Consider the following 18558-nt stretch of genomic DNA (forward strand, 5'->3'; position numbering starts at 1 on the left):
GAAAGGGGTTCAATCAATGCGCAAGGGATTCAAGATCACCGCCATCCTGCTCGTCGCCGCGCTGTTCGGCGCGCTCCTGGCAGCGTGCGGCAAAAACGGCGGCGGCAAGGTCGACGTGGGCGTCGTCCTCCCGACGAAGGACGAGCAGCGCTGGGTGCAGGACGAGCAGCGCTTCAGGGAAGCCCTGGACGACACGAAGTACAATGTCGAAATTCTGTTCAGCCAGGGTTCCTCCGCGAAAGAGAAGGAAAACGTCGAAACCCTCATCAACAAAGGCATCAAAGTCCTCATCATCTGTCCTCCGGACGGCGACGCTGCAGCCGCTGCGGTCGAAGCCGCGAAGAAGGAAGGCATTACGGTCATCGCGTACGACCGTCTGATCACGAACACCGACGCCGTCGACTACTACGTCACGTTCGACAGCGTGGCGGTCGGCGCGGCGCAAGCCCAATACCTGGTTGACCACATGAAGGGAGGCGGCCAGCCGCTGTATCTGTACGCCGGCGCGGCTTCCGACAACAACGCGTTCCTGTTCTTCGAGGGCGCTTGGAAAGTGCTGCAGCCGAAGATTGCGGACGGCTCGCTGAAGATCGCCAACTCCAGCGAAGCGGAAGCGCTGAAAGACAAGGCGGAGCTCACCCGTGAAGAGATGAGCCGGATCATCGGTCAAATCACGACGAACTGGGATCCGAACGAAGCGAAGAACAAGGCGCAGACGCACCTCACCGCCGCTTCGGACGACCTGAAAGGCGATGTGCTCATCCTCGGACCGAACGACCATACGGCGCGCGCCATCGCGGACGTGTTCGCGGCCGATTCGGCGGTCACGAGCTACGTCGTGACGGGTCAGGACGCGGACAAAGCTTCCGTCGAATACATCCTGGACGGCAAGCAGTCGATGACGGTGTTCAAGGATGTCCGTACGCTGGTCAAAGACGCGATGAACCTCGCCGTCGACATTCTCGAGGGCAAGACGCCGACCACGACCGGCTCCTACCACAACGGCAAAATTGACGTCAAGGCGAAGCAGACGGATGTCATCGTCGTCGACCAGTCGAACATCAAGAAAGAGCTGTTCGATTCCGGCTACTACGACGAGAGCGAATTCAACTGACCGCAATCGGCAGTTCATACGAGGGCGGAATAGTGATAGATGCGTCTATCACTATTCCGCTGTTATCACCGTCATCCGGAAGAAGGAGAACAGGCCATGGACGATTACATTCTGGAGATGCGGAACATCTCCAAAACGTTCCCGGGCGTGAAGGCGCTCACGGACGTCAGCTTCAAGGTGAGGCGGGGAGAGATTCATTGCCTTGTCGGTGAGAACGGGGCGGGCAAGTCGACGCTGATGAAGGTGCTGAGCGGTGTCTACCCTTACGGGACGTACACGGGGGACATCATTTTTGACGGCAAGGAGCAGCGGTTCACGTCGATCAGCGACAGCGTGAAGGCCGGCATCGTCATCATCTACCAGGAGCTGGCGCTGTTCCCGGACCTGTCCGTCTACGAGAACATTTATGCCGGCAACGAGGTGCAGCGCAGCGGGCTGGTCGACTGGAACGAGACGATCGTCAGGGCGGGCCGGATGCTGAAGAAAGTGAAGCTGGACGTCAATCCGGAAACGTTGGTCAAAGATCTCGGGGTCGGCAAGCAGCAGCTCGTGGAAATTGCCAAGGCGCTCAGCAAGGACGTCAAGCTACTTATCCTCGACGAGCCGACCGCCGCGCTCAACGAGAACGACAGCGAGAACCTGCTTCAATTGCTGCGTGAACTGAAGCAGCAAGGCATCACCTGCATCATGATCTCCCACAAGCTGAAAGAAGTGATGGCGATCGCGGACAAGGCGACCGTGCTCCGCGACGGACGAACGATCTGCACACTGGATGCGGCCAAGGGCGAGATTACGGAGAACGTCATCATCAAGCATATGGTCGGCCGCGAGATTGAAGACATCTATCCGAAACGGACGAACAAAAATTTCGGCGAGAAAGTGTTCGAGCTTCGCAACTGGACGGCGTACGACCCGCAGGCGGGACGGAACGTCGCAACGGATGTGAACCTGCATGTCCGGAAAGGCGAAATCGTCGGCATCGCGGGATTGATGGGTTCGGGGCGGACGGAGCTGGCGCTGAGCATTTTCGGCAACCCCAAAGGTTATCGGCTGCAGGGGGAAATGCTCGTCGAAGGCAAGCCGAAGACGTTCCGCCATCCGAGTGAAGCCATCCGCGAAGGGATCGCCTACGTCACCGAGGATCGGAAGGGCAACGGGCTGTTCCTGATCCAGGACATCAAGTGGAACATTACCGCAGCGAATCTCTGGAAGGTGGCGGGGGGCGGATGGATCAACGAGAACGAAGAAATCCGGGTCTCCGATTACTATAAAAAAGCGCTCAACATCAAGGCTCCGTCGGTGGAGCAGCTCGTCGGGAACTTGAGCGGCGGCAACCAGCAGAAGGTGTCCCTCGGCAAATGGATGTTCGTCGGCCCCAAACTGCTCATTCTCGACGAACCGACGCGCGGCATCGACGTGGGTGCGAAATATGAAATTTATACGATCATGAACGAACTGATCAGCCAGGGGATGAGCATCATCATGATCTCGTCCGAACTCGGCGAAGTGCTCGGGATGAGCGATCGCGTGTATGTCATGGCGGAGGGCAGAATCACCGGCGAGCTCGCGATTGAAGAGGCCGATCAGGAGAAAATCATGCAATTCGCAACATTATAGGAGGAGCCTGTATGAACCTTCAAGTGAACGACAGCCGGACCGTCGCGCGGGGCGGCGGTTTTTTCCAGGAGATGCTGTCGCTGCTCAAAGTGAACGTCCGGGAATACGGCATGTACATCGCCCTCTTCGTGATCATGCTCATCTTCTCGATCTTGACGGACGGACTGTTCATGTCGTCCCGGAACATCAGCAACCTGCTGGACGCCACGGGATATATCGCGGTGCTCGCCGTCGGCATGACGCTCGTCATCGTCATCCGGCACATCGACCTGTCGGTCGGCTACGCGGCCGGCTTCATGGGGGCGATCGCGGCGATTCTGCTGTCCCAGTTCGGGCTTCCGGTGTATCTGACGATTCCGATCATTCTGCTGATCGGCATCATCGCCGGCCTGATCAACGGCTTCCTCGTCGCATCGGTCGGCATTCCGGCATTCGTGGCGACGCTGGCGGGGATGCTCATTTTCCGCGGGGCGCTGCTGCGCGTGACGGAGAAGACCGGCACGATCAACGTGCGGGACGACTGGTTCAACGCGATCGGCAACGGCTATGTCCCGGCGATCACCCAGGTGGGCGGCCTCAGCCTGTCGGCGCTCGTGATCGGCGCCGTCGCGATCATCCTGTACATTCTGTCCGAGATTCGCAACCGGCGCAACAAGATCAAGTACAACTTCGAAGTCGTGTCCGGGAGCATTTTCGTCCTGAAGCTTGTGTTCGTGTCGGCGATCATCGCCTACATCACGTGGATTCTCGCCGGGTACAACGGCATTTCCTGGACGGTCGTCATCATGCTGCTGGTCGTCATCGCCTATCACTTCCTGACGACCAAGACGGTGCTCGGACGGCATATCTACGCCGTGGGCAGCAATCCGGAAGCCGCGCACCTGAGCGGGATCAATGTGAAGAAGATCACCTATGTCGTGTTCGGTTCGATGGGGATGCTCTCCGCCCTGTCGGGCATCCTGTTCACGTCCCGTCTCCAGTCGGCTTCGCCGACGGCCGGCACGCTGTTCGAGCTCGACGCCATCGCGGCGGCTTATGTCGGCGGCGTATCGGCGGCCGGCGGCGTCGGCAAGGTGACCGGGTCCATCATCGGCGCGATCGTCATGGCCTCGCTGTCGAGCGGCATGAACCTGCTGGGTGTCGGCATCTCCTACCAGTACATGATCCGCGGCGGCGTGCTCGCGCTGGCGGTCATCTTCGACGTCATGACGCGCAAGAAGCGGGGCTGATTGGGACTTCAGGCATCGGCGTTGCCGGGCCGGCCGGAATATCCGGCCGGCCTTTTCGGCTTTTGCCGCGGGTATGCCGGAACGGACCGGTGGCGTATAACGTCAAGTCGTTGATTCCAACGGAACCGACAGACGTTATGTTGCCGATTTGACGGCATTCGGGATTGTAACGGAATCAAGTGAGCTTATTTGGGCGCAGCGAATGCGAAACATGCGGTTTTGCCACAAATAAAGCCTTCCGGTTCCGCTCACGGCAACGAAATGCCGGGTATGGCGCCGATAACGCCTCTGTGTTCCGTTGGTCCGATTCCGCTTGCAGTATGTTGCAAGCCGATATTTGGCATCTTTGAAGGTAATCTTGGGTTCTTTGTCAAATATTGAATGACGTGCGCGGAATTCGTTGCGGGAGGCGTTTTTTGACCTATGATGATTTGACCCTTCAATTGAAACCGATCGTGCTGGCGAACCCCGTGCTCTCCCGCGTTCTCGACGAATTGGAGGACATGCCCGAGCTGCGGTCTTACGATTACTATGTCGCCGCCGGCTGCATCACCCAGACCGTCTGGAACGCGCTGACCGGCCGGGAGCCCGGCTGCGGCGTCAAGGACGTGGATATCGTCTATTTCGATCCGGACCTGGGAGACGACCGTGACGGCTTATCGGCGTTCGGAAGGCGGGGGACGATCTGAAGCTGTTCGCGCCCTTCGGTCTCGGCGACCTGTTCAGCCTGACCGTGCGCGCCAACAAAGTGCTGATCCGCAAGGACGTGTACGACCGGAAGGTGGAACGATGGATCCGGCAGTGGCCGGAACTGACCGTCATTCCATGGGACGAATGAGAGGAGGCTCCCGTCATGCCCAAGATCCGAATCGACATCCTGTTTCCGCCGGGCAAGACGGACAACTATACGAGCATCGAGATGCTGATGTTCCCGGGCCGCTCGCGTGAAGCGAAGCGGAGAATCTGCGAGCTGATCACGAAAAATCTCAAGTCCGCCTGGGGATTGATGAATCGGACGTCATGATCATTTTGCTGGAACCGCCGATGGAGAATTGGGGAGTTCTCGGCAAGCCGGCAACCGATCTCGATCACGGGTTTACAATCGATGTCTGATCCGATGCGGGAGGAGATTTTGCATGTGGTCGTCTTTGTCCGCACCATGGCAAGCCTGTTTTGAAGAAGCGTGGGAAGCATACCGCGCCGGCTCGATTCCGATCGGCGCCGTGCTGGTGAACCCGGACGGCGAGATCGTCAGCCGGGGAAGAAACCGGATGCACGAGCATAAAGCGCCGCCGGGCCAGATCTGCATGAGCCGGCTGGCCCACGCGGAGATCAACGCCCTGCTGCAGATCAAGTCCGCGGACTCGAACATCCTGAAGGAGCTGACGCTGTACACGACGACCGAGCCGTGCATTCAGTGCTTCGGCGCGATCGTCATGAGCGGCGTCCGGACGGTCCGGTACGCCGCGTCCGACCCGATCGCCGGCGGAGCCGGCCTGAACCGTCCGGACAACCCGTTCATCCGGGAGCGTAACATCGACATCCGGCGGGCGGAATACCGGCTGGGCGAGATCCAGCGCGTCATCAGGACGGATCATCTGCTCGGGGCGCTGGATCCCGTCAAAGCCGGGCGGTTTCTGAGCCGGGATCAAGAGGAATACCCGCGGGCGGTGGAGCTGGGCCGGCAATGGCACGCATCGGGCAGGCTGCGGGACGCGGCGAGACGGGGGTTTTCGTTCGCGGCGGTTGTGGATGAGATGGCGGAGGCGTTGGATCGGCAGCGGCGGGTTATTTTTCCAGGGGAGGAAAATCGTACGGACGAACTGCATCAACTGCGGATCGTGCAGGCAGCGGACGAGCACATCGAACTTCTCGCCGAAATGAACAAGCAGCTGATCGAGGACGAGCAGCATGACAATCCGAAGACAGTCGGGCAGCTCGCGGAGCGGATGCGAGGGTTCCTGAGCGGCACCTACAGCGCCTGGCTGTTCGTGGCCGGCGATGACGTCAAAGGGTACGCGCTGGTCGATCACGGAAGGCATCCGTTGTATTTGAGGCAGTTTTTCATCTGCCGGCATTGCAGGCGGGAAGGCTGGGGCAGGAAGGGGTTCCGCCTGCTGCTGCAGGAACTCGGATATTGCCGCTCTCGTGGACGCGGAGGCGTATGTCGCGGCTCCCCGGGAGCTCGATTTTGTCGGATTGGAATATGTCATGGACGAGCGGTCGGCGCGGCCGTTCGCGGAAGGGTATTCGTCCGTCCGCGCGATGCCCGATTTGTCACGGTGCCGCATGGTGTACCGGTTTTTCTACCGGCTGATGGGCGTGCAGGGGTCGGTGGATATCCGACGGTGGCTTGCGCAGCCGGAGCTGTTTTGAGGATCGCGGATGTGCAGGAACGGAGAAAGCGGGGAAGAATCATGAACGCGTTCGAACTTGAAGAAATATCGATCAATCATTGGCCCGCGCTGTCCACGATGCTGTATGACGGCTGGGTGCTGCGTTTTGCCGAAGGGTATACGAAAAGGGCCAACTCGATCAGCCCGCTCTATGCTTCAACACTCGATCTTGCGCAGAAAATCAAAGTCTGCGAGGAGCTGTATGCCCGCCGCGGTCTGCCGGCCGTCTACAAGCTGACGCCCTTCGCGCAGCCGGCGCATCTGGACGGCCTGCTGGAGAAGATGGGCTATGCGATGAGCGACACGATCAGCGTGCAGACGCTGGATCTGGACCGCGTTACCGAGGAGCCGTGGAACCGGTCCGCCGAGATCAGTGAGTCGTTCACCGCGGACTGGCTGGACGCGTATGGCGCGCTGAGCGGCGTGCAGCCTGAACACCGGAGCGTGCTGGAGCGGATGCTTGCGAATATCCAAACACCGGCGGCCTGCGTTTCGCTTCGTCTGGACGGGCGGGTCGCCGCCTGCGGAATGGGCGTGCTGGAACGCAACACGCTCGGCGTGTTCTGCATTGTGACCGATCCGGATTATCGCAATCGGGGCTTGGGCGGGCAGCTGATGCTCCATCTTCTGCATTGGGGGAAGGCGAACGGGGCGAAACGCAGCTACCTGCAGGTGGAGACGGGCAATGTGCCGGCCTTGAGGCTGTACGCCAAGCTGGGTTACCGCGATGCGTACAGGTATTGGTACCGCGTCAAAAAGGGGTAGCCGCAGGATCATGCACCAGGCTGCAGAAAAAGATCAGACCGCAGACAGAGAAAGGAGCAGGGGGAAGCGCAATGGTCAGACGACCCATTGCGCTTCTTCGCCCTGCTCATCGGTGCAGCGGATGAAGGAGCGGTATGTGTCCAGATCTACGTGGAGGACGCATCGGCTGCCGTTGTTCTCCCATTGCAGCCTGATTTCCCGGTCATCCGTATCGCAGACATGGAATGTGCCTTGGAACGCTTCATGTTCATTGCGGAAGCGGATCAGTCTCATGAGCCGCTGCACGACAGGCCGTTGAACGGCTTGTTCGATTTCCTCCAGCGAATAATTGTGCCGGTTGATTTCCCGGCCGTCACCGGTGGCCGCCGCCCTCGCATCGTCATTCTCGCCCGCCAGCAGGCCGACATAATAGATCTGCGGGATGCCGGGCGTAAACAGTTGGATGGCGCGGGCGGCCAGATAGGCGTCATCATTCCGTCTCAATGCATCGTAATAGGTGCAGCGAATTTGATGGACGTCGAATCCGTCCGGCGACTTGTGCTTGTCGGATAGTACATAGCTGAGATTGGCGCCGCGCTCCAGGCACAGGTCGACAACCCGGCGCGCTTGCTCCGTGCTCACCAGATCGTCCAGATCCGGCTTGACCGGAATGCCGTCATGGCAATCCAGCATCGTGAACTGATTGGCCGGACGGGTCTGCAGGTAGCGCAGCAGCATGCCGGCGGATCGGTTGACCAGGGCGTCGAGGACCGTGAAGGGCAGGATGAAGTCATAGATCCAGAAGCCGCGCTCCGCCAGCTTGTACTGGATCGAATAATGGGCGTGCACTTCAGGCAGCAGCGCGATGCCGTGCTCCTTCGCCTGTTCGGCCACCCAGTCCATGAACTCGTAAATGTCCGGCTCCACAAAGAAGCAACTGGTCCCCGGTTTCTTGATCACATAGCCCACCGCATCCAGCCGCACCATGTTCACATGGTTTGCCTTGAAGTGGCGGAAAATCCCGGACAAATACTGCTTGGTGAGCGGCGACTTCACGTCCAGATCGATCTGTTCCGACGGATCCGCCTTTCCGAAAGTCGTCCACACGATTTCTTCCTGTCCGTTGCCGACGGTGAAGGTGGAATAGGGAAGCGGACGGCGCAGGAACATTTTGTCGATGTCAGCTTGCACGGGACGCCCGTCCGGCCAAATCTTGTCGATTGTCAGAAACATGTCGGCATGGGGCGAACTGCGCCCGTTCTTCAGGAAATCTTGAAAATATGCCGACCGGCGGGAAATGTGATTCACCATGACATCCAGCATCACGCCGTACTTGGCGCCGATCTTTCCGATATCCTCCCAACTGCCGAACTGCGGATCGATCCGGCTGTAATCCAGCGGTGCGAACCCTCGGTCCCCCGAGGACGGATAAGGGGGAAGAATATGAATCCCCCCGCTGAACAGATCCGGGAAATAGCGCTGGATGATCTCCTGCAGGGCAGCCAGATTGCCGCCGAGTGAATCCGGATACGTAATTAATTGAACCCGGGATTGAAGTTTCATGAGCGCTGCTCACCACCATGTTTATGATCAGCCAGCTGGTAAATATCCGGGTATTGACGGACGGGCCCTACGCACCGCAGTTTGTAGGCGCTGACTTCCATGCCGAATTTCACCGCATCCAAAAGGGAGAGCTGGTGGATGAGACCGGAGTAGAATCCGGCCCAGAACGCGTCTCCGGCTCCGGTTGCATCCACGACTTCCGTCGCAACGCTGTCCACGTGCAGCTTGTCCTTGCCGTTGGAGACCAGCGCTCCGTCCGCCCCCATGGTCAAGATGACCAATCCGGCGCCAAGATCGAGAAATCTGGCGAGGTGGTTGTCGGGCGTGTCCGTACCGAACAACCGGTCCGCGTCATCCTTCGAAGGCTTGACCACATCCACCTGGCCGATGATCGATTTCACGCAGGCGACGCCGTCTTCCCCTTTGTTCCAGATCGCGGGATGGTAATTGGGGTCGAATCCGATCAGCGCCCCCGCCGCCCGGGCTGCGGAAAGGATTTGCCCGATGGTGGAGCGGGCCGGTTCCCTGGAGATCGGCCAGCAGGAGAAGTGGACGATTTTGGTTTGCTTTACCGCATGTTCCAGCTCCGGCGTAAAGTTCAGCTGGAAGTCGGCTCCCCGGTAAAAGATCGGCTGGGGCGTTGACCGGCTCTTGGTAATCACGACAATGCTGGTGGCGTCTTCCGTCACCTGAATGCAGTCCGTTGGAATGCCTTCCTGCTCCAGCTGCCGAGTCAGGAAGGCGCCGAAGCCGTCCTTGCCGACGGCCGAAGCAACGCGCGAGCGAAGCCCCAGTTTGTTCGTATTCAAGGCCAGGTTCGCGGCCGAACCGCCGAAGAAACGGGAATACGTGTTGCTGTTCACGGCGTCGTCGTAGGCTTCCGAGATCATGTCGATCAACAGTTCGCCTACGGTCAAAATGTCACAGGGTTTCTCTTTTAGTGTGACAGGATGGTCAAGTCTGAACACCCGGTTCCCTCCACTCCTTGTTGATCTCAAGATGCACATGGGCTGCTGGCGCTCAAAGGTAGACAAACGGTTCACCCGCGTCAATGAAGGTCACGGGCAAACCGCCTACAAGCGGTTTGAGCCAGCGGGCGATGTCCTTCATGCCCCATTCTTCCGAGCGTTCATGACCGATAATGATCATGGTCTTGTTCATGCCCAGCATCCGGGCGTCATTCACGTAGGCGGCAAGCGTCCATTCGGTAATTTCCCCGCATACGACACAGTCCAGATCGTGATCGCGCATGAATTCCATCGGCATGGTTTCTCGTCCGAGCCCCAGGCTTCCTCCGCCGACCAGGATACCGATCTTCCGGCACTTCGCGTCAGGTTCCCCAATGACGCGCACGATGTCCATATTCAGTTTTTCTTTGATAAATACAGCCAGGTCGGCAAGCGTTCGTTCTTCAATTTCATAGATGTGGTTGAACGTCCCTTGCGGTCTGTAGCAATCTTGCCAGCCCAGTTCCCGGTTGAGCCCTTCATAGATTCGGTCCGGCCGGGTGAAGTGCATATGGTCGTGGAACCGCCACACCGCGATGCCGAGGTCTTCGAGCAGTTTTTTCTTGGCTTGGTATACGGGATCGTTTCGCAGCCATTCCGTTTCATCCGGTCCGTTGAACCATGTGGGCTCATGGGTGATGATCATATTCGCGCCTATCTCGGTGGTTTTCCGGATCACGTCTACAGTCGCCATGAAGGTGGTGACAATGCCGGTCACTTCCATGTCCGGACGGCCGGAAACCAGAATGTCGCATGTCCGTTCCAGCGGAGCACCAAGCCCGCAGTCCGCCACGATTGCATCGATCACGTCTTGCACTTTCATACGCTTCACGCCTTTCGTTAGGGGTTAACCTTTCACGGCGCCGATGACGACGCCTTTGATCAGGTACTTTTGCGTAAATGGAAAGATGACCATAATCGGCAGCAGCCCGACGACACCCATGGCCATTCGAATGGATGTGCTCGGCAAATCGACGGCACCGGTGCCGATCAGAGCGCTTCCTTCGCTGGAGCGCAGGAATTGAATGTTGTTCATCATCCGGATCAGCAGGTTCTGGATGCCGAAATACTTCGGCTTGGAAATGAAATACAATGCGTTGATCCAGTCGTTCCAGTAGACCAGTGCCATGAACAGCCCGATTGTGGCCACTACCGGAACGGACAAGGGAAACATAATCCGGAAGAAGATCTTGAACTCGCCCGCACCGTCGATTTGCGCAGACTCGATCAGGTCATGGGGAATGCTCGATTGATAATAGTTGCGTACCAGAAGTACATGGAAAGCGGGCATCAGCAGGTTGGGCAGGATCAGCGCCCAGTATGTGTCCGTAACGCCGAACACGCGGGTCCACAACATGTAGGAAGGCACGATGCCCCCGCTGAACAGCATGGTGAAGAAGACGACGAAAGCCAATACGTTCCGGTATTTGAAATCGCGCCGCGACATGGGATAAGCAAGCATCGTGGTGATGATCAGACTGATCAGGGTGCCCGCCACCGTGACCAGAACGCTCACCCCATATGCGCGAAGGATGACCTTGTATTGGTTGATCATATAGATATAGGCGTCCAGGCTCAGCTTGTCAGGGACGAACCGATATCCGTTCAGAATCAGGCTTTTCTCATCCGTGAAGGAAGCCGTGATCATGAGCAGGATGGGCAGGAGCATGCCGACGGAAATCAGGGTCATCGTGACAAATGCAAAGCGGCGAAAGATGATTTCTCCTCTGGATGCGATTTCCATTTCTTACCCCCCCTCCCCATCAAAACAAGGCGTTATCGGGATCCACTTTTTTGACCAGTTTGTTGACTGCAATGACCAGGACAAACCCGACAACAGATTGGTAAAATCCTGCGGCTGAAGACATGCCGATGTCGTGCATTTGCATCAGTGCCCGATAAACGTAGGTGTCAATCGTTTGCGTCGTGCTGTACAGTGCGCCCGAGTTGAGCGGCACCTGGTAAAACAGTCCGAAATCCGAATTGAAGATGCGTCCGATCGCCAGCAGCACCATCAGGATGACGGCCGGTTTGAGAAGCGGCAGGGTGACGCTCCGGATCTGGCGCAGTTTTCCCGCACCATCGATTTTGGCTGCTTCATAAATGCTTTTGTCGATACCGGCGATGAAGGCGAAATACACGATGGTGGTGTATCCGGCCGTTTTCCACAAATAGGTGATCAGCAGGATAAGCGGCCAATATTTCGGTTCCGCATACCAGCTGATTTCTTCCAGGCCGAGCGGCCGCAGAATGGACAGGTTGACGAGACCGCTGTCCGAATTTAGGAACGCGTAAACTAGGTACGACACGATGACCATGGACACCAGGTTGGGAAAAAGGATCGCCGATTGGAATGCCTTCGTCGACAATCGGTTTTTCAGCTCATAGAGCAGAATGGCCATGATGATGGAAACGATGGTGCCGATCACAATGAAGGCCAGATTGTAAAGCAGCGTGTTTCGGGTCATGATGAAGGCATCGTTGGTGCGGAACAAAAACTCGAAGTTTTTGAAACCGACCCAGTCGCTGCCCCACAGTCCCTTGGAATAATCGATATCCTTGAAGGCGATAAAAATGCCGAACATGGGCAGGTAATTGTTGACAAGCAGATAGAGAAGACCCGGAATCGCCAGCGCAAAAAGCGAGAGGGTCGTTTTCTTGACGCTCCATTTTGACGCTAACTTGCTGTACATGCTGTACCCCCTTACTTACGGAAAATGGAGTTTTTTTCAAAACTCCATTTTCTGTAATAATTGCTATCGCGTTATCAATTTCCCTGCTGCTCCAGCCAACGATCGAGCTGATCTTGCTTGGCCTGGATCACACGGTCTGCGCCGGCGTCTTTCAAGGCTTGAAGGAATTTGGGGAGGACCGTTTCCGGGTCCTGGCTGCCCGAAACCAGGGCTGGCACGTACTGGTTCTTGACGTTGTTGATGGCGCTCATTTCCGCCTTGACATCATTCATGTCGAAGACAAAGCCAAAATACGGGGAACGCTTGGTTTCCTTGTTCTCCTTAAGCTTCAGTTCGACGTCGCTCCAGTCGGTTCCTACGAACTGATATTGCAGCGATTCTGAACCGATCATGCCGGTGCTGAGCTGGGCAGTGTAGGCAACGTCGTTCGCCGTCTTGCCTTCCGGGAAGCTTACGGTGTGCTCATCCACCTTGACGTAGTCTCGTCCTTCGATGCCGTAAAGCAGCGTGTTGATGACGAAGGGATCCGTATAGAAAGCGTTCAGGAACTTCATGGCCGCTTCCGGCACCTTGGTGGCCCCGTTCATCATCCATACCACGGAGTTGACGGAACTGGTTTCGAAATATTCCTCCGTGATCCGTTTTGTCTCGATGTTCTTGTTCATCTGGGCGCTCAGTGCCTTTCCGGCTTCCTTGCCCGCATATCCGCCCATGAACGAGAACCCGCTGCCGGATGCGATCAATTCGGACATGGGGATGGTGGTTGCTGCGGCGTCTTTCTGCAGATATCCCTTCTGGTTCCACTCGTACATCATGTTGACCGCATTCCGGAATTCTTCGGTCTCGTACAGATTTACAACTTTGCCGCTGTCTCCGAACACGACGCCCACGTACGAGAAATCGGTCAGCGTGTCGATTTCGTACACGTCGGCCAGCCAGCCGAGCAGGTAAGTATCGCTCGGATTGACGTTGATCGGTCCGAAAGGAACTACTTCAGGGGACTTCTGCTTCAGGGTTTCGAAGATGGCCGGCAGATCTTCCAGGCTGTTGATGTCGTCGGCCGTGAACCCGAGATCATGCAGCCGGTCGGCGTCGTACACGAACGTAGTCGGCAGGGCAAAACCCTTGTTGACCGGGATGCCGTAAATCTTGCCGTTCATCGTGGTAGCCTTCAGGATGTCCGCGCCGAAGTCCTTCTCCAGAATGGCGAGCAAATCCTGTCCGTAGGTTTCAATCAGGTCGTCCAGCGGATAGAGCTGATTGCGCGACACATAGCCGCTGAATCCGCCGTAAGTTATGAACAGATCCATCTGTTCGCCGCTCTGCAGCGCCAGATTGACGCGCTGTTCGTATTCAGCGGGACCGTAAAGTTTCAGTTCCACTTCCACATTGATTTTGTCTCGCAGGTGATCGTTAATCGCTTGTTCAATGTCGCTCAAATCTTCGGGGATATTGTTGAACGACAGATAGGCGAGTACAACCTTTTCAGGCTTGCTGCTGCTGTTTCCGCTCTCGCTCGACTTGTTTCCGGAGCAAGCGGCAAGTACCGACAAGCTCAGGGCAATCGTAAGACACAAGCTCAAAATTTTTCGCGCTTTTCGCATGGTATTCCCCCTGTTCGCATGATTTTGCACCCTTATAGTAAACGCTTAACATATATATGTCAAGCGGTTGATATAAAAACAATAATCATATGTTCATAAATAAAAGAGAAAAAAGTAAAATTTTGTCATGTGGTTTCCTTCTCCAACAATTTGACGGGCAGAATGTTTTCCCTCTGCACTTCTTTGCCATTGATCTGATCGATCAACAGTTTGACGGATGTCTTGGCGATTTCTTTGATCGGCTGTTGAATGGTGGACAGTTCGGGCGTAATGAATTCGCCGAGCTTGATGCCGTCGAATCCGATCACCTTCACATCGTCCGGCACCTTCTTGCCGAGCCGCCGGCATTCTTTCAACACCTGTGCGGCGATGACATCGCTGCTGGCGAAGACGCCGTCGACATCCGGGTGATCGCGGAACAGATCGGCGACAATTTGTTCATATTCATGGTATTTGAATCCGTTCAGGTCGGTTTCGACGACGACGTGCGGGATGCCGGCTTTCTTTATGGTGTCCATAAATCCGTCGTATCGGGTTTTGGCCAGCAGGTGCAGCTTCAGATTGCCGCTGATGTGGGCGATTTTCCGGCAGCCCTTGCGGATCAGCAGCTTGGTGGCCAGTACGCCGCCTTTGTAGTGATCGGCCGAGACATACGGAATCGAATCCGACAGCTGGCGGTCCAGCGTGACGAGCGGCAGGTTGATCGAGGTGAATTCCTCGGTGTCGAGGGTATGGCTGCCCATGATGATGCCGTCCACCTGGCTCGCCTTCAGCATGCTGATATAGTCAAGCTCTTTCTTGTTGTCGAGCTGGGAGTTGCACAGCAAGATCTTGTAACGGTTCTTGTAGGCTTGCTCCTCCACGTGTTTTGCAAATTCGCCAAAGAACGGATGGGAGATATCCGGAATGATAAGTCCGATGATATTGCTTTTCTTGCGGAACAACGACCGCGCAAGTTCATTCGGCTGATAGTTCAGCTCTTTCATCGCCTCGTGGACCCGCCGCTTCAAGTCTTCGCTCAGATACCCCCGGTTGTTGAGCACCCGGGATACCGTTGTCACCGAAACGCCGACTTTCTCCGCAACATCTTTGATTGTAGCCATACCGTTTCCTCCGGAACCATGTAATACATGCAACTCTAGTTATTATACCATCTTTTTTGACTGGACGTCCGGAAGTGGCGCTGGTTCAACGCCGTCGCAGCGCCCTTGCCAGGGCTTGGATGTACTCGTTTCTCGCCCGTATGCTGACTTCGGCCTCGGGGACCGCGACCTCAAAGGCATGGTATCCGCCGGGATAAAGATGAAACTCGACATCCACGCCGGCTTGTGCCAGACGCGCGACATACTCGATGGTTTCATCGCGGAACGGATCCAGCTGGCCGACACAGGTGTAGGTTGGCGGAAGTCCGGATAAGTCCGTTGCCCGGATCGGGGCGGCATAGGGCGAGACATCTTCCGTCTGTCCGTTCAGGTACATTTCCCACGCCGCGACGTTGTTGTACTCGTTCCATACCGCGGGATGCATGAGCTCGCGGCTGGACGGCGTAATGTTGCGGTCGTCGATCATCGGATAAAGCGGCATCTGGAAGCAGATGGACGGACCGCCCCTGTCACGCGCCAGCAGGGCAAGGGCCGCCGTGAGACCTCCGCCAGCGCTTGCCCCCGCGACGGCCACCCGGGTCGGGTCGATTCCGAGCGATGCCGCCGACCGATTGATCCAGACCAGCGCCGCATAACAGTCTTCCAGTCCGGCGGGAAAGGGGTGCTCGGGCGCCAGACGGTAATCCGGTGAAAAAACGACGCATCCCGCCGCCTCGGCAAAGGCCAGGCACAGATTGTCGTCATATCCGGGGTGTCCCATCACAAATCCGCCGCCGTGAATCCAGAGCAAGGCCGGCGCGGCTTTGCTGTCCCGGTCTGTCGGCTCGTAAACGCGGAGCAGCATGTCACGGCCGTCCGCTCCGGGGATCATCCGATCTTGAATCGTGACCCGATCCGACGGGTTGCGCGGAGGCTGCGGAATCTGTCTTGCGCTCTCCAAATCCCCGGGCAGCACAAACGGAGTCATATGCTGCAAGGCGCTTCGCAGTTCGGGATGAACCCGGCGAATGAAATTCATTTTACTTCAGAGCCCCTTCCGAAATTCCTTTGATGACGTAATCCTGCAGGACAAGATAGAGAATCAGAACCGGAATGATCGTCATGACCAGCCCGGCCATCAAAGGGCCGCAATCGATAGAGTAGGAAGAGAAGAACGCGCACGTGGACAGCGGCAAAGTCTGGTTTGCCGGCGACAGCAGGACGATGATCAGCAGCAGATAGTCGTTCCAGATCCAAAACACATCGAGCACGGCCAGCGTGACGACGACCGGCTTGAGCAGGGGGAAGTCGATCTGGAAGAACGTCCTGAGTGCCCAAACAGGCCGGCCAGCAAAATCGTGCACAGGGCCAGGAAAGTAATGGATCTGATCGACTTCAAAAGATCATCCCCCTGCTTGATTTAGTGAATGCGCATTCATTCACACTCATATGATAACCGGTTGGCACACGAATGTCAACCAGTTGACATACAAATTTTTTGGCGTGATTTGTCGGTTTATGAAATGGATGGCGGGGAAGAACGGGGAACGAAGGAAAATAAAGGAACGCGGAAATCCGCATTGGCGCGGCCTTCCGGGCGCTTTCGTCTGCCGGATGCGCCTGATCGGCAGTGGACACGGGGAATCGGGAGTGCGACAATAAAAATGTGGATGGAAATCATACACTGAACTGTTAGATTAGCGACGACAAGTCGAGAATTGACGTTCAGACGGTAATGGATTTACTGGCCGGCAGTTATTGGGCAAATCGGCGTTCTCCCGAGAGAATTCGAAAACTCGATATGCTATGGCGTCTGCGACCGGGACAGCATGATCGGTTTCGCAAGAGTGGTGACGGACGGGCCGACGATGTATTATGTGTGCGATGTTTTTGTGCTGGAAGCGTATCGGGGACAAGGGATCGGAAAGAAGCTGATCGAGACCATCACCAACGCTCCGGAGTTTGAATGAATGACTGGGGTTTTGGGGACAAGGGATGCGCACGGATTATACGAGCGATTCGGATTTGAAAGGGACGGCGAACAGCTAATGAAAAGGGTACCGCAAGCCCGGAAGACGCAAGCGGAAAGGCCGTGATTAAAGCATGATTGTCGTTCGAGCGTATTCATGTGATGACCTGGAAGCCGTTGTCGAATTGGTGGGGGATTTGGGCTACCCAACTTCAAGCGGGCAAATGCGGAAAAGGATGGAGGCGATCAGCTCCCATCCGGATTATGCGACGCTGGTAGCGGAATGCGAAGGCCAGGTGGCGGGCATGATCGGCCTGCGTCTGGCTTTCGGCTATGAACACGATGGGCATGTTGTCCAGATTACGGCGCTCGTCGTGAAAGCGTCGTTCAGGGGCAGGGGGGCGGGCAAAGAACTGATCCGCCATGCGGAAAACTGGGCAAGAGAAAAAAGAGCCGCGGCCATCGTGCTCACCAGCGGCAACCGACCCGAACGCGAGGCAGCGCATCGGTTCTACCGGCATATGGGGTTCTCCGTCACGGGATTGCGGTTTTGGAAAAAACTATAGATTGGCTGACAGGATAATACATCCCATAAATAGTTAAACAAAGGCAATGGAAGAGCGGCTATAACGTGGATACCGCGTTACAGAGGTGCACGGAGCCAGGCTAAAGCGGCTGTAGCGTGAATACCGCGTTACAGAGGTGCGCAGAGCCGGGCTAAAGCGGCTATAACGTGGATGCCGCGTTACAGAGGTGCGCAGAGCCAGGCTAAAGCGGCTGTAACGTGGATACCGCGTTACAGAGGTGCACAAAGCCGGGATAGAGTGGCTGTAACGTGGATGCCGCGTTACAGAGGTGCACGGAGCCAGGCTAAAGCGGCTGTAACGTGGATACCGCGTTACAGAGGTGCACGGAGCCAGACTAAAGCGGCTGTAACGTGGATACCGCGTTACAGAGGTGCGCAGAGCCGGGCTAAAGCGGCTATAACGTGGATACCGCGTTACAGAGGCACTCGAATTCGAGTCGAAGTGTTATGTAACCTCAACCCACCTCGCCACGGCTTCTTTGATCAAGCTGCTGTGCCGTTCAATCTCGTCAAGGTTTTTGAATGTCGCAACCGCACGGTCGTTTTCTTTCCATTGGAGGAACTTGTAATCTTCCTTCAGCAACCGCGCTTTCGGCTGCTCCTTGACTTTGGCTCCCCGGTGAAAAATGATCTGGATCTGCTTGGGAGGATGAATCTTGAGCGTAATGCGATCCTTATCATCAATGCTGTAGTTCGGCCCGTTCCATATTAATTCCCTCTGAAAGCCCCGCGCCGGCGCTCATCATGATGCTTCGCAGACGGTCAATCTCGGCTCGCATAGGGTGATCGATCCCGTCTAGAAACGCCGTCACTTCTTGATTCAATCCGCGACCCATCCGCGCGCTGCTCCTTTCGTTTTTCCATTCCGCAGAAATATTCCCAGAATACATGAAATTGGTGCATTAAGCAAACACATTCGGCAATTCTTTCGCGTGACTTCCTGCTCCCCCATAG

General features: G+C 56.6%; 19 protein-coding genes and 2 pseudogenes. 10 read left to right on the forward strand and 11 right to left on the reverse strand.

The window, feature by feature from the left end; translation table 11 throughout:
• Positions 1-16 precede the first annotated feature (16 nt).
• The 8 genes and pseudogenes from KJQ12_RS18340 to KJQ12_RS18370 all read left to right on the forward strand — a co-directional run bounded on the left by KJQ12_RS18340 (position 17) and on the right by KJQ12_RS18370 (position 7121).
• Positions 17-1114, forward strand: coding sequence for a sugar ABC transporter substrate-binding protein (locus tag KJQ12_RS18340; RefSeq protein ID WP_213486748.1), 1098 nt, complete (start codon positions 17-19; stop codon positions 1112-1114).
• A gap of 147 nt (positions 1115-1261) precedes the next feature.
• Positions 1262-1666: pseudogene (locus tag KJQ12_RS19935) on the forward strand (ATP-binding cassette domain-containing protein); the annotation flags it as partial.
• On the forward strand, positions 1664-2731 hold the full coding sequence (locus KJQ12_RS18345; RefSeq protein WP_425315991.1) for an ATP-binding cassette domain-containing protein: 1068 nt from the start codon (positions 1664-1666) through the stop codon (positions 2729-2731). The pseudogene KJQ12_RS19935 and the gene KJQ12_RS18345, both read left to right, overlap by 3 nt.
• A 71-nt stretch (positions 2732-2802) precedes the next feature.
• The gene (locus tag KJQ12_RS18350; protein ID WP_213486807.1) at positions 2803-3960 is read left to right on the forward strand and encodes a sugar ABC transporter permease; all 1158 of its coding nucleotides are present in this window, start codon (positions 2803-2805) and stop codon (positions 3958-3960) included.
• 416 nt (positions 3961-4376) lie between these two features.
• Positions 4377-4649: a nucleotidyltransferase family protein gene (locus KJQ12_RS18355; protein WP_213486752.1), complete on the forward strand. Its 273-nt coding sequence runs from the start codon at positions 4377-4379 to the stop codon at positions 4647-4649.
• 29 nt (positions 4650-4678) lie between these two features.
• Entirely contained in the window at positions 4679-4798 is a 120-nt protein-coding gene (locus tag KJQ12_RS18360) for a hypothetical protein (RefSeq protein ID WP_244860686.1), read from the forward strand.
• A gap of 15 nt (positions 4799-4813) precedes the next feature.
• Entirely contained in the window at positions 4814-4984 is a 171-nt protein-coding gene (locus KJQ12_RS18365) for a tautomerase family protein (protein WP_213486754.1), read from the forward strand.
• A 112-nt stretch (positions 4985-5096) separates the two neighbouring features.
• The gene (locus KJQ12_RS18370) at positions 5097-7121 is read left to right on the forward strand and encodes a GNAT family N-acetyltransferase (RefSeq protein WP_213486756.1); all 2025 of its coding nucleotides are present in this window, start codon (positions 5097-5099) and stop codon (positions 7119-7121) included.
• 75 nt (positions 7122-7196) lie between these two features.
• Here KJQ12_RS18370 and gtfA read toward each other — a convergent pair whose 3' ends face one another.
• From gtfA to KJQ12_RS18415, 9 genes are all read right to left on the reverse strand, one after another.
• Positions 7197-8663, reverse strand: a complete 1467-nt coding sequence (gtfA, locus tag KJQ12_RS18375; RefSeq protein ID WP_213486758.1) for a sucrose phosphorylase — start codon at positions 8661-8663, stop codon at positions 7197-7199.
• Positions 8660-9631 carry a carbohydrate kinase family protein gene (locus tag KJQ12_RS18380; RefSeq protein WP_244860682.1) on the reverse strand — a complete coding sequence of 324 codons (972 nt, stop codon included), beginning with the start codon at positions 9629-9631 and terminating at the stop codon, positions 8660-8662. The genes gtfA and KJQ12_RS18380 overlap by 4 nt, the downstream gene beginning before the upstream one ends.
• Positions 9632-9683: 52 nt before the next feature.
• Entirely contained in the window at positions 9684-10493 is an 810-nt protein-coding gene (locus KJQ12_RS18385) for a Nif3-like dinuclear metal center hexameric protein (RefSeq protein WP_213486760.1), read from the reverse strand.
• Between the two features lie 24 nt (positions 10494-10517).
• Complete coding sequence (locus KJQ12_RS18390) at positions 10518-11414, reverse strand: carbohydrate ABC transporter permease (protein WP_213486762.1); 897 nt, start codon at positions 11412-11414, stop codon at positions 10518-10520.
• Between the two features lie 19 nt (positions 11415-11433).
• The gene (locus tag KJQ12_RS18395; protein ID WP_213486764.1) at positions 11434-12363 is read right to left on the reverse strand and encodes an ABC transporter permease; all 930 of its coding nucleotides are present in this window, start codon (positions 12361-12363) and stop codon (positions 11434-11436) included.
• A gap of 74 nt (positions 12364-12437) precedes the next feature.
• A complete protein-coding gene (locus tag KJQ12_RS18400) occupies positions 12438-13967 on the reverse strand; it encodes an ABC transporter substrate-binding protein (protein ID WP_213486766.1) in 1530 nt (509 codons plus the stop codon).
• Between the two features lie 125 nt (positions 13968-14092).
• Positions 14093-15070, reverse strand: a complete 978-nt coding sequence (locus tag KJQ12_RS18405) for a LacI family DNA-binding transcriptional regulator (RefSeq protein WP_213486769.1) — start codon at positions 15068-15070, stop codon at positions 14093-14095.
• Positions 15071-15155: 85 nt separating this feature from the next.
• Entirely contained in the window at positions 15156-16088 is a 933-nt protein-coding gene (locus KJQ12_RS18410; protein WP_213486771.1) for an alpha/beta hydrolase, read from the reverse strand.
• A gap of 1 nt (position 16089) precedes the next feature.
• The gene (locus tag KJQ12_RS18415; RefSeq protein WP_244860683.1) at positions 16090-16413 is read right to left on the reverse strand and encodes an ABC transporter permease subunit; all 324 of its coding nucleotides are present in this window, start codon (positions 16411-16413) and stop codon (positions 16090-16092) included.
• Positions 16414-16745: 332 nt separating this feature from the next.
• Between KJQ12_RS18415 and KJQ12_RS19940 the strand changes: the two are divergent.
• Both KJQ12_RS19940 and KJQ12_RS18425 read left to right on the forward strand, forming a co-directional pair.
• Positions 16746-17145, forward strand: a pseudogene (locus tag KJQ12_RS19940) (GNAT family N-acetyltransferase).
• A 97-nt stretch (positions 17146-17242) separates the two neighbouring features.
• Positions 17243-17584, forward strand: coding sequence for a GNAT family N-acetyltransferase (locus tag KJQ12_RS18425; protein ID WP_213486773.1), 342 nt, complete (start codon positions 17243-17245; stop codon positions 17582-17584).
• 465 nt (positions 17585-18049) lie between these two features.
• On the opposite strand, the gene KJQ12_RS19945 is transcribed toward KJQ12_RS18425, so the two are convergent.
• Together KJQ12_RS19945 and KJQ12_RS18430 are read right to left on the reverse strand one after the other, a co-directional pair.
• Positions 18050-18313 (reverse strand): DUF1801 domain-containing protein, encoded by a 264-nt coding sequence (locus KJQ12_RS19945; RefSeq protein WP_425315992.1) that lies wholly within the window; start codon positions 18311-18313, stop codon positions 18050-18052.
• Complete coding sequence (locus tag KJQ12_RS18430) at positions 18285-18440, reverse strand: hypothetical protein (protein ID WP_213486775.1); 156 nt, start codon at positions 18438-18440, stop codon at positions 18285-18287. Before KJQ12_RS18430 ends, KJQ12_RS19945 begins: the two co-directional genes overlap by 29 nt.
• Positions 18441-18558: the final 118 nt, after the last annotated feature.

This window comes from Thermobacillus xylanilyticus (assembly GCF_907165215.1).
Lineage (GTDB): Bacteria > Bacillota > Bacilli > Paenibacillales > Paenibacillaceae > Thermobacillus > Thermobacillus xylanilyticus.

Excerpts from the sequence above, each read along its gene's own strand:
- KJQ12_RS18350 (WP_213486807.1), top strand. The coding sequence starts at position 2,803 with ATGCTGTCGCTGCTCAAAGTGAACGTCCGGGAATACGGCATGTACATC.
- KJQ12_RS18425 (WP_213486773.1), top strand. The coding sequence starts at position 17,243 with ATGCGGAAAAGGATGGAGGCGATCAGCTCCCATCCGGATTATGCGACG.
- KJQ12_RS18385 (WP_213486760.1), bottom strand. The coding sequence starts at position 10,493 with ATGAAAGTGCAAGACGTGATCGATGCAATCGTGGCGGACTGCGGGCTT.
- KJQ12_RS18400 (WP_213486766.1), bottom strand. The coding sequence starts at position 13,967 with ATGCGAAAAGCGCGAAAAATTTTGAGCTTGTGTCTTACGATTGCCCTG.
- KJQ12_RS18370 (WP_213486756.1), top strand. The coding sequence starts at position 5,097 with ATGTGGTCGTCTTTGTCCGCACCATGGCAAGCCTGTTTTGAAGAAGCG.
- gtfA (WP_213486758.1), bottom strand. The coding sequence starts at position 8,663 with ATGAAACTTCAATCCCGGGTTCAATTAATTACGTATCCGGATTCACTC.
- KJQ12_RS18395 (WP_213486764.1), bottom strand. The coding sequence starts at position 12,363 with ATGTACAGCAAGTTAGCGTCAAAATGGAGCGTCAAGAAAACGACCCTC.
- KJQ12_RS18410 (WP_213486771.1), bottom strand. The coding sequence starts at position 16,088 with ATGAATTTCATTCGCCGGGTTCATCCCGAACTGCGAAGCGCCTTGCAG.
- KJQ12_RS18340 (WP_213486748.1), top strand. The coding sequence starts at position 17 with ATGCGCAAGGGATTCAAGATCACCGCCATCCTGCTCGTCGCCGCGCTG.
- KJQ12_RS18430 (WP_213486775.1), bottom strand. The coding sequence starts at position 18,440 with ATGGGTCGCGGATTGAATCAAGAAGTGACGGCGTTTCTAGACGGGATC.
- KJQ12_RS18405 (WP_213486769.1), bottom strand. The coding sequence starts at position 15,070 with ATGGCTACAATCAAAGATGTTGCGGAGAAAGTCGGCGTTTCGGTGACA.
- KJQ12_RS18365 (WP_213486754.1), top strand. The coding sequence starts at position 4,814 with ATGCCCAAGATCCGAATCGACATCCTGTTTCCGCCGGGCAAGACGGAC.
- KJQ12_RS18390 (WP_213486762.1), bottom strand. The coding sequence starts at position 11,414 with ATGGAAATCGCATCCAGAGGAGAAATCATCTTTCGCCGCTTTGCATTT.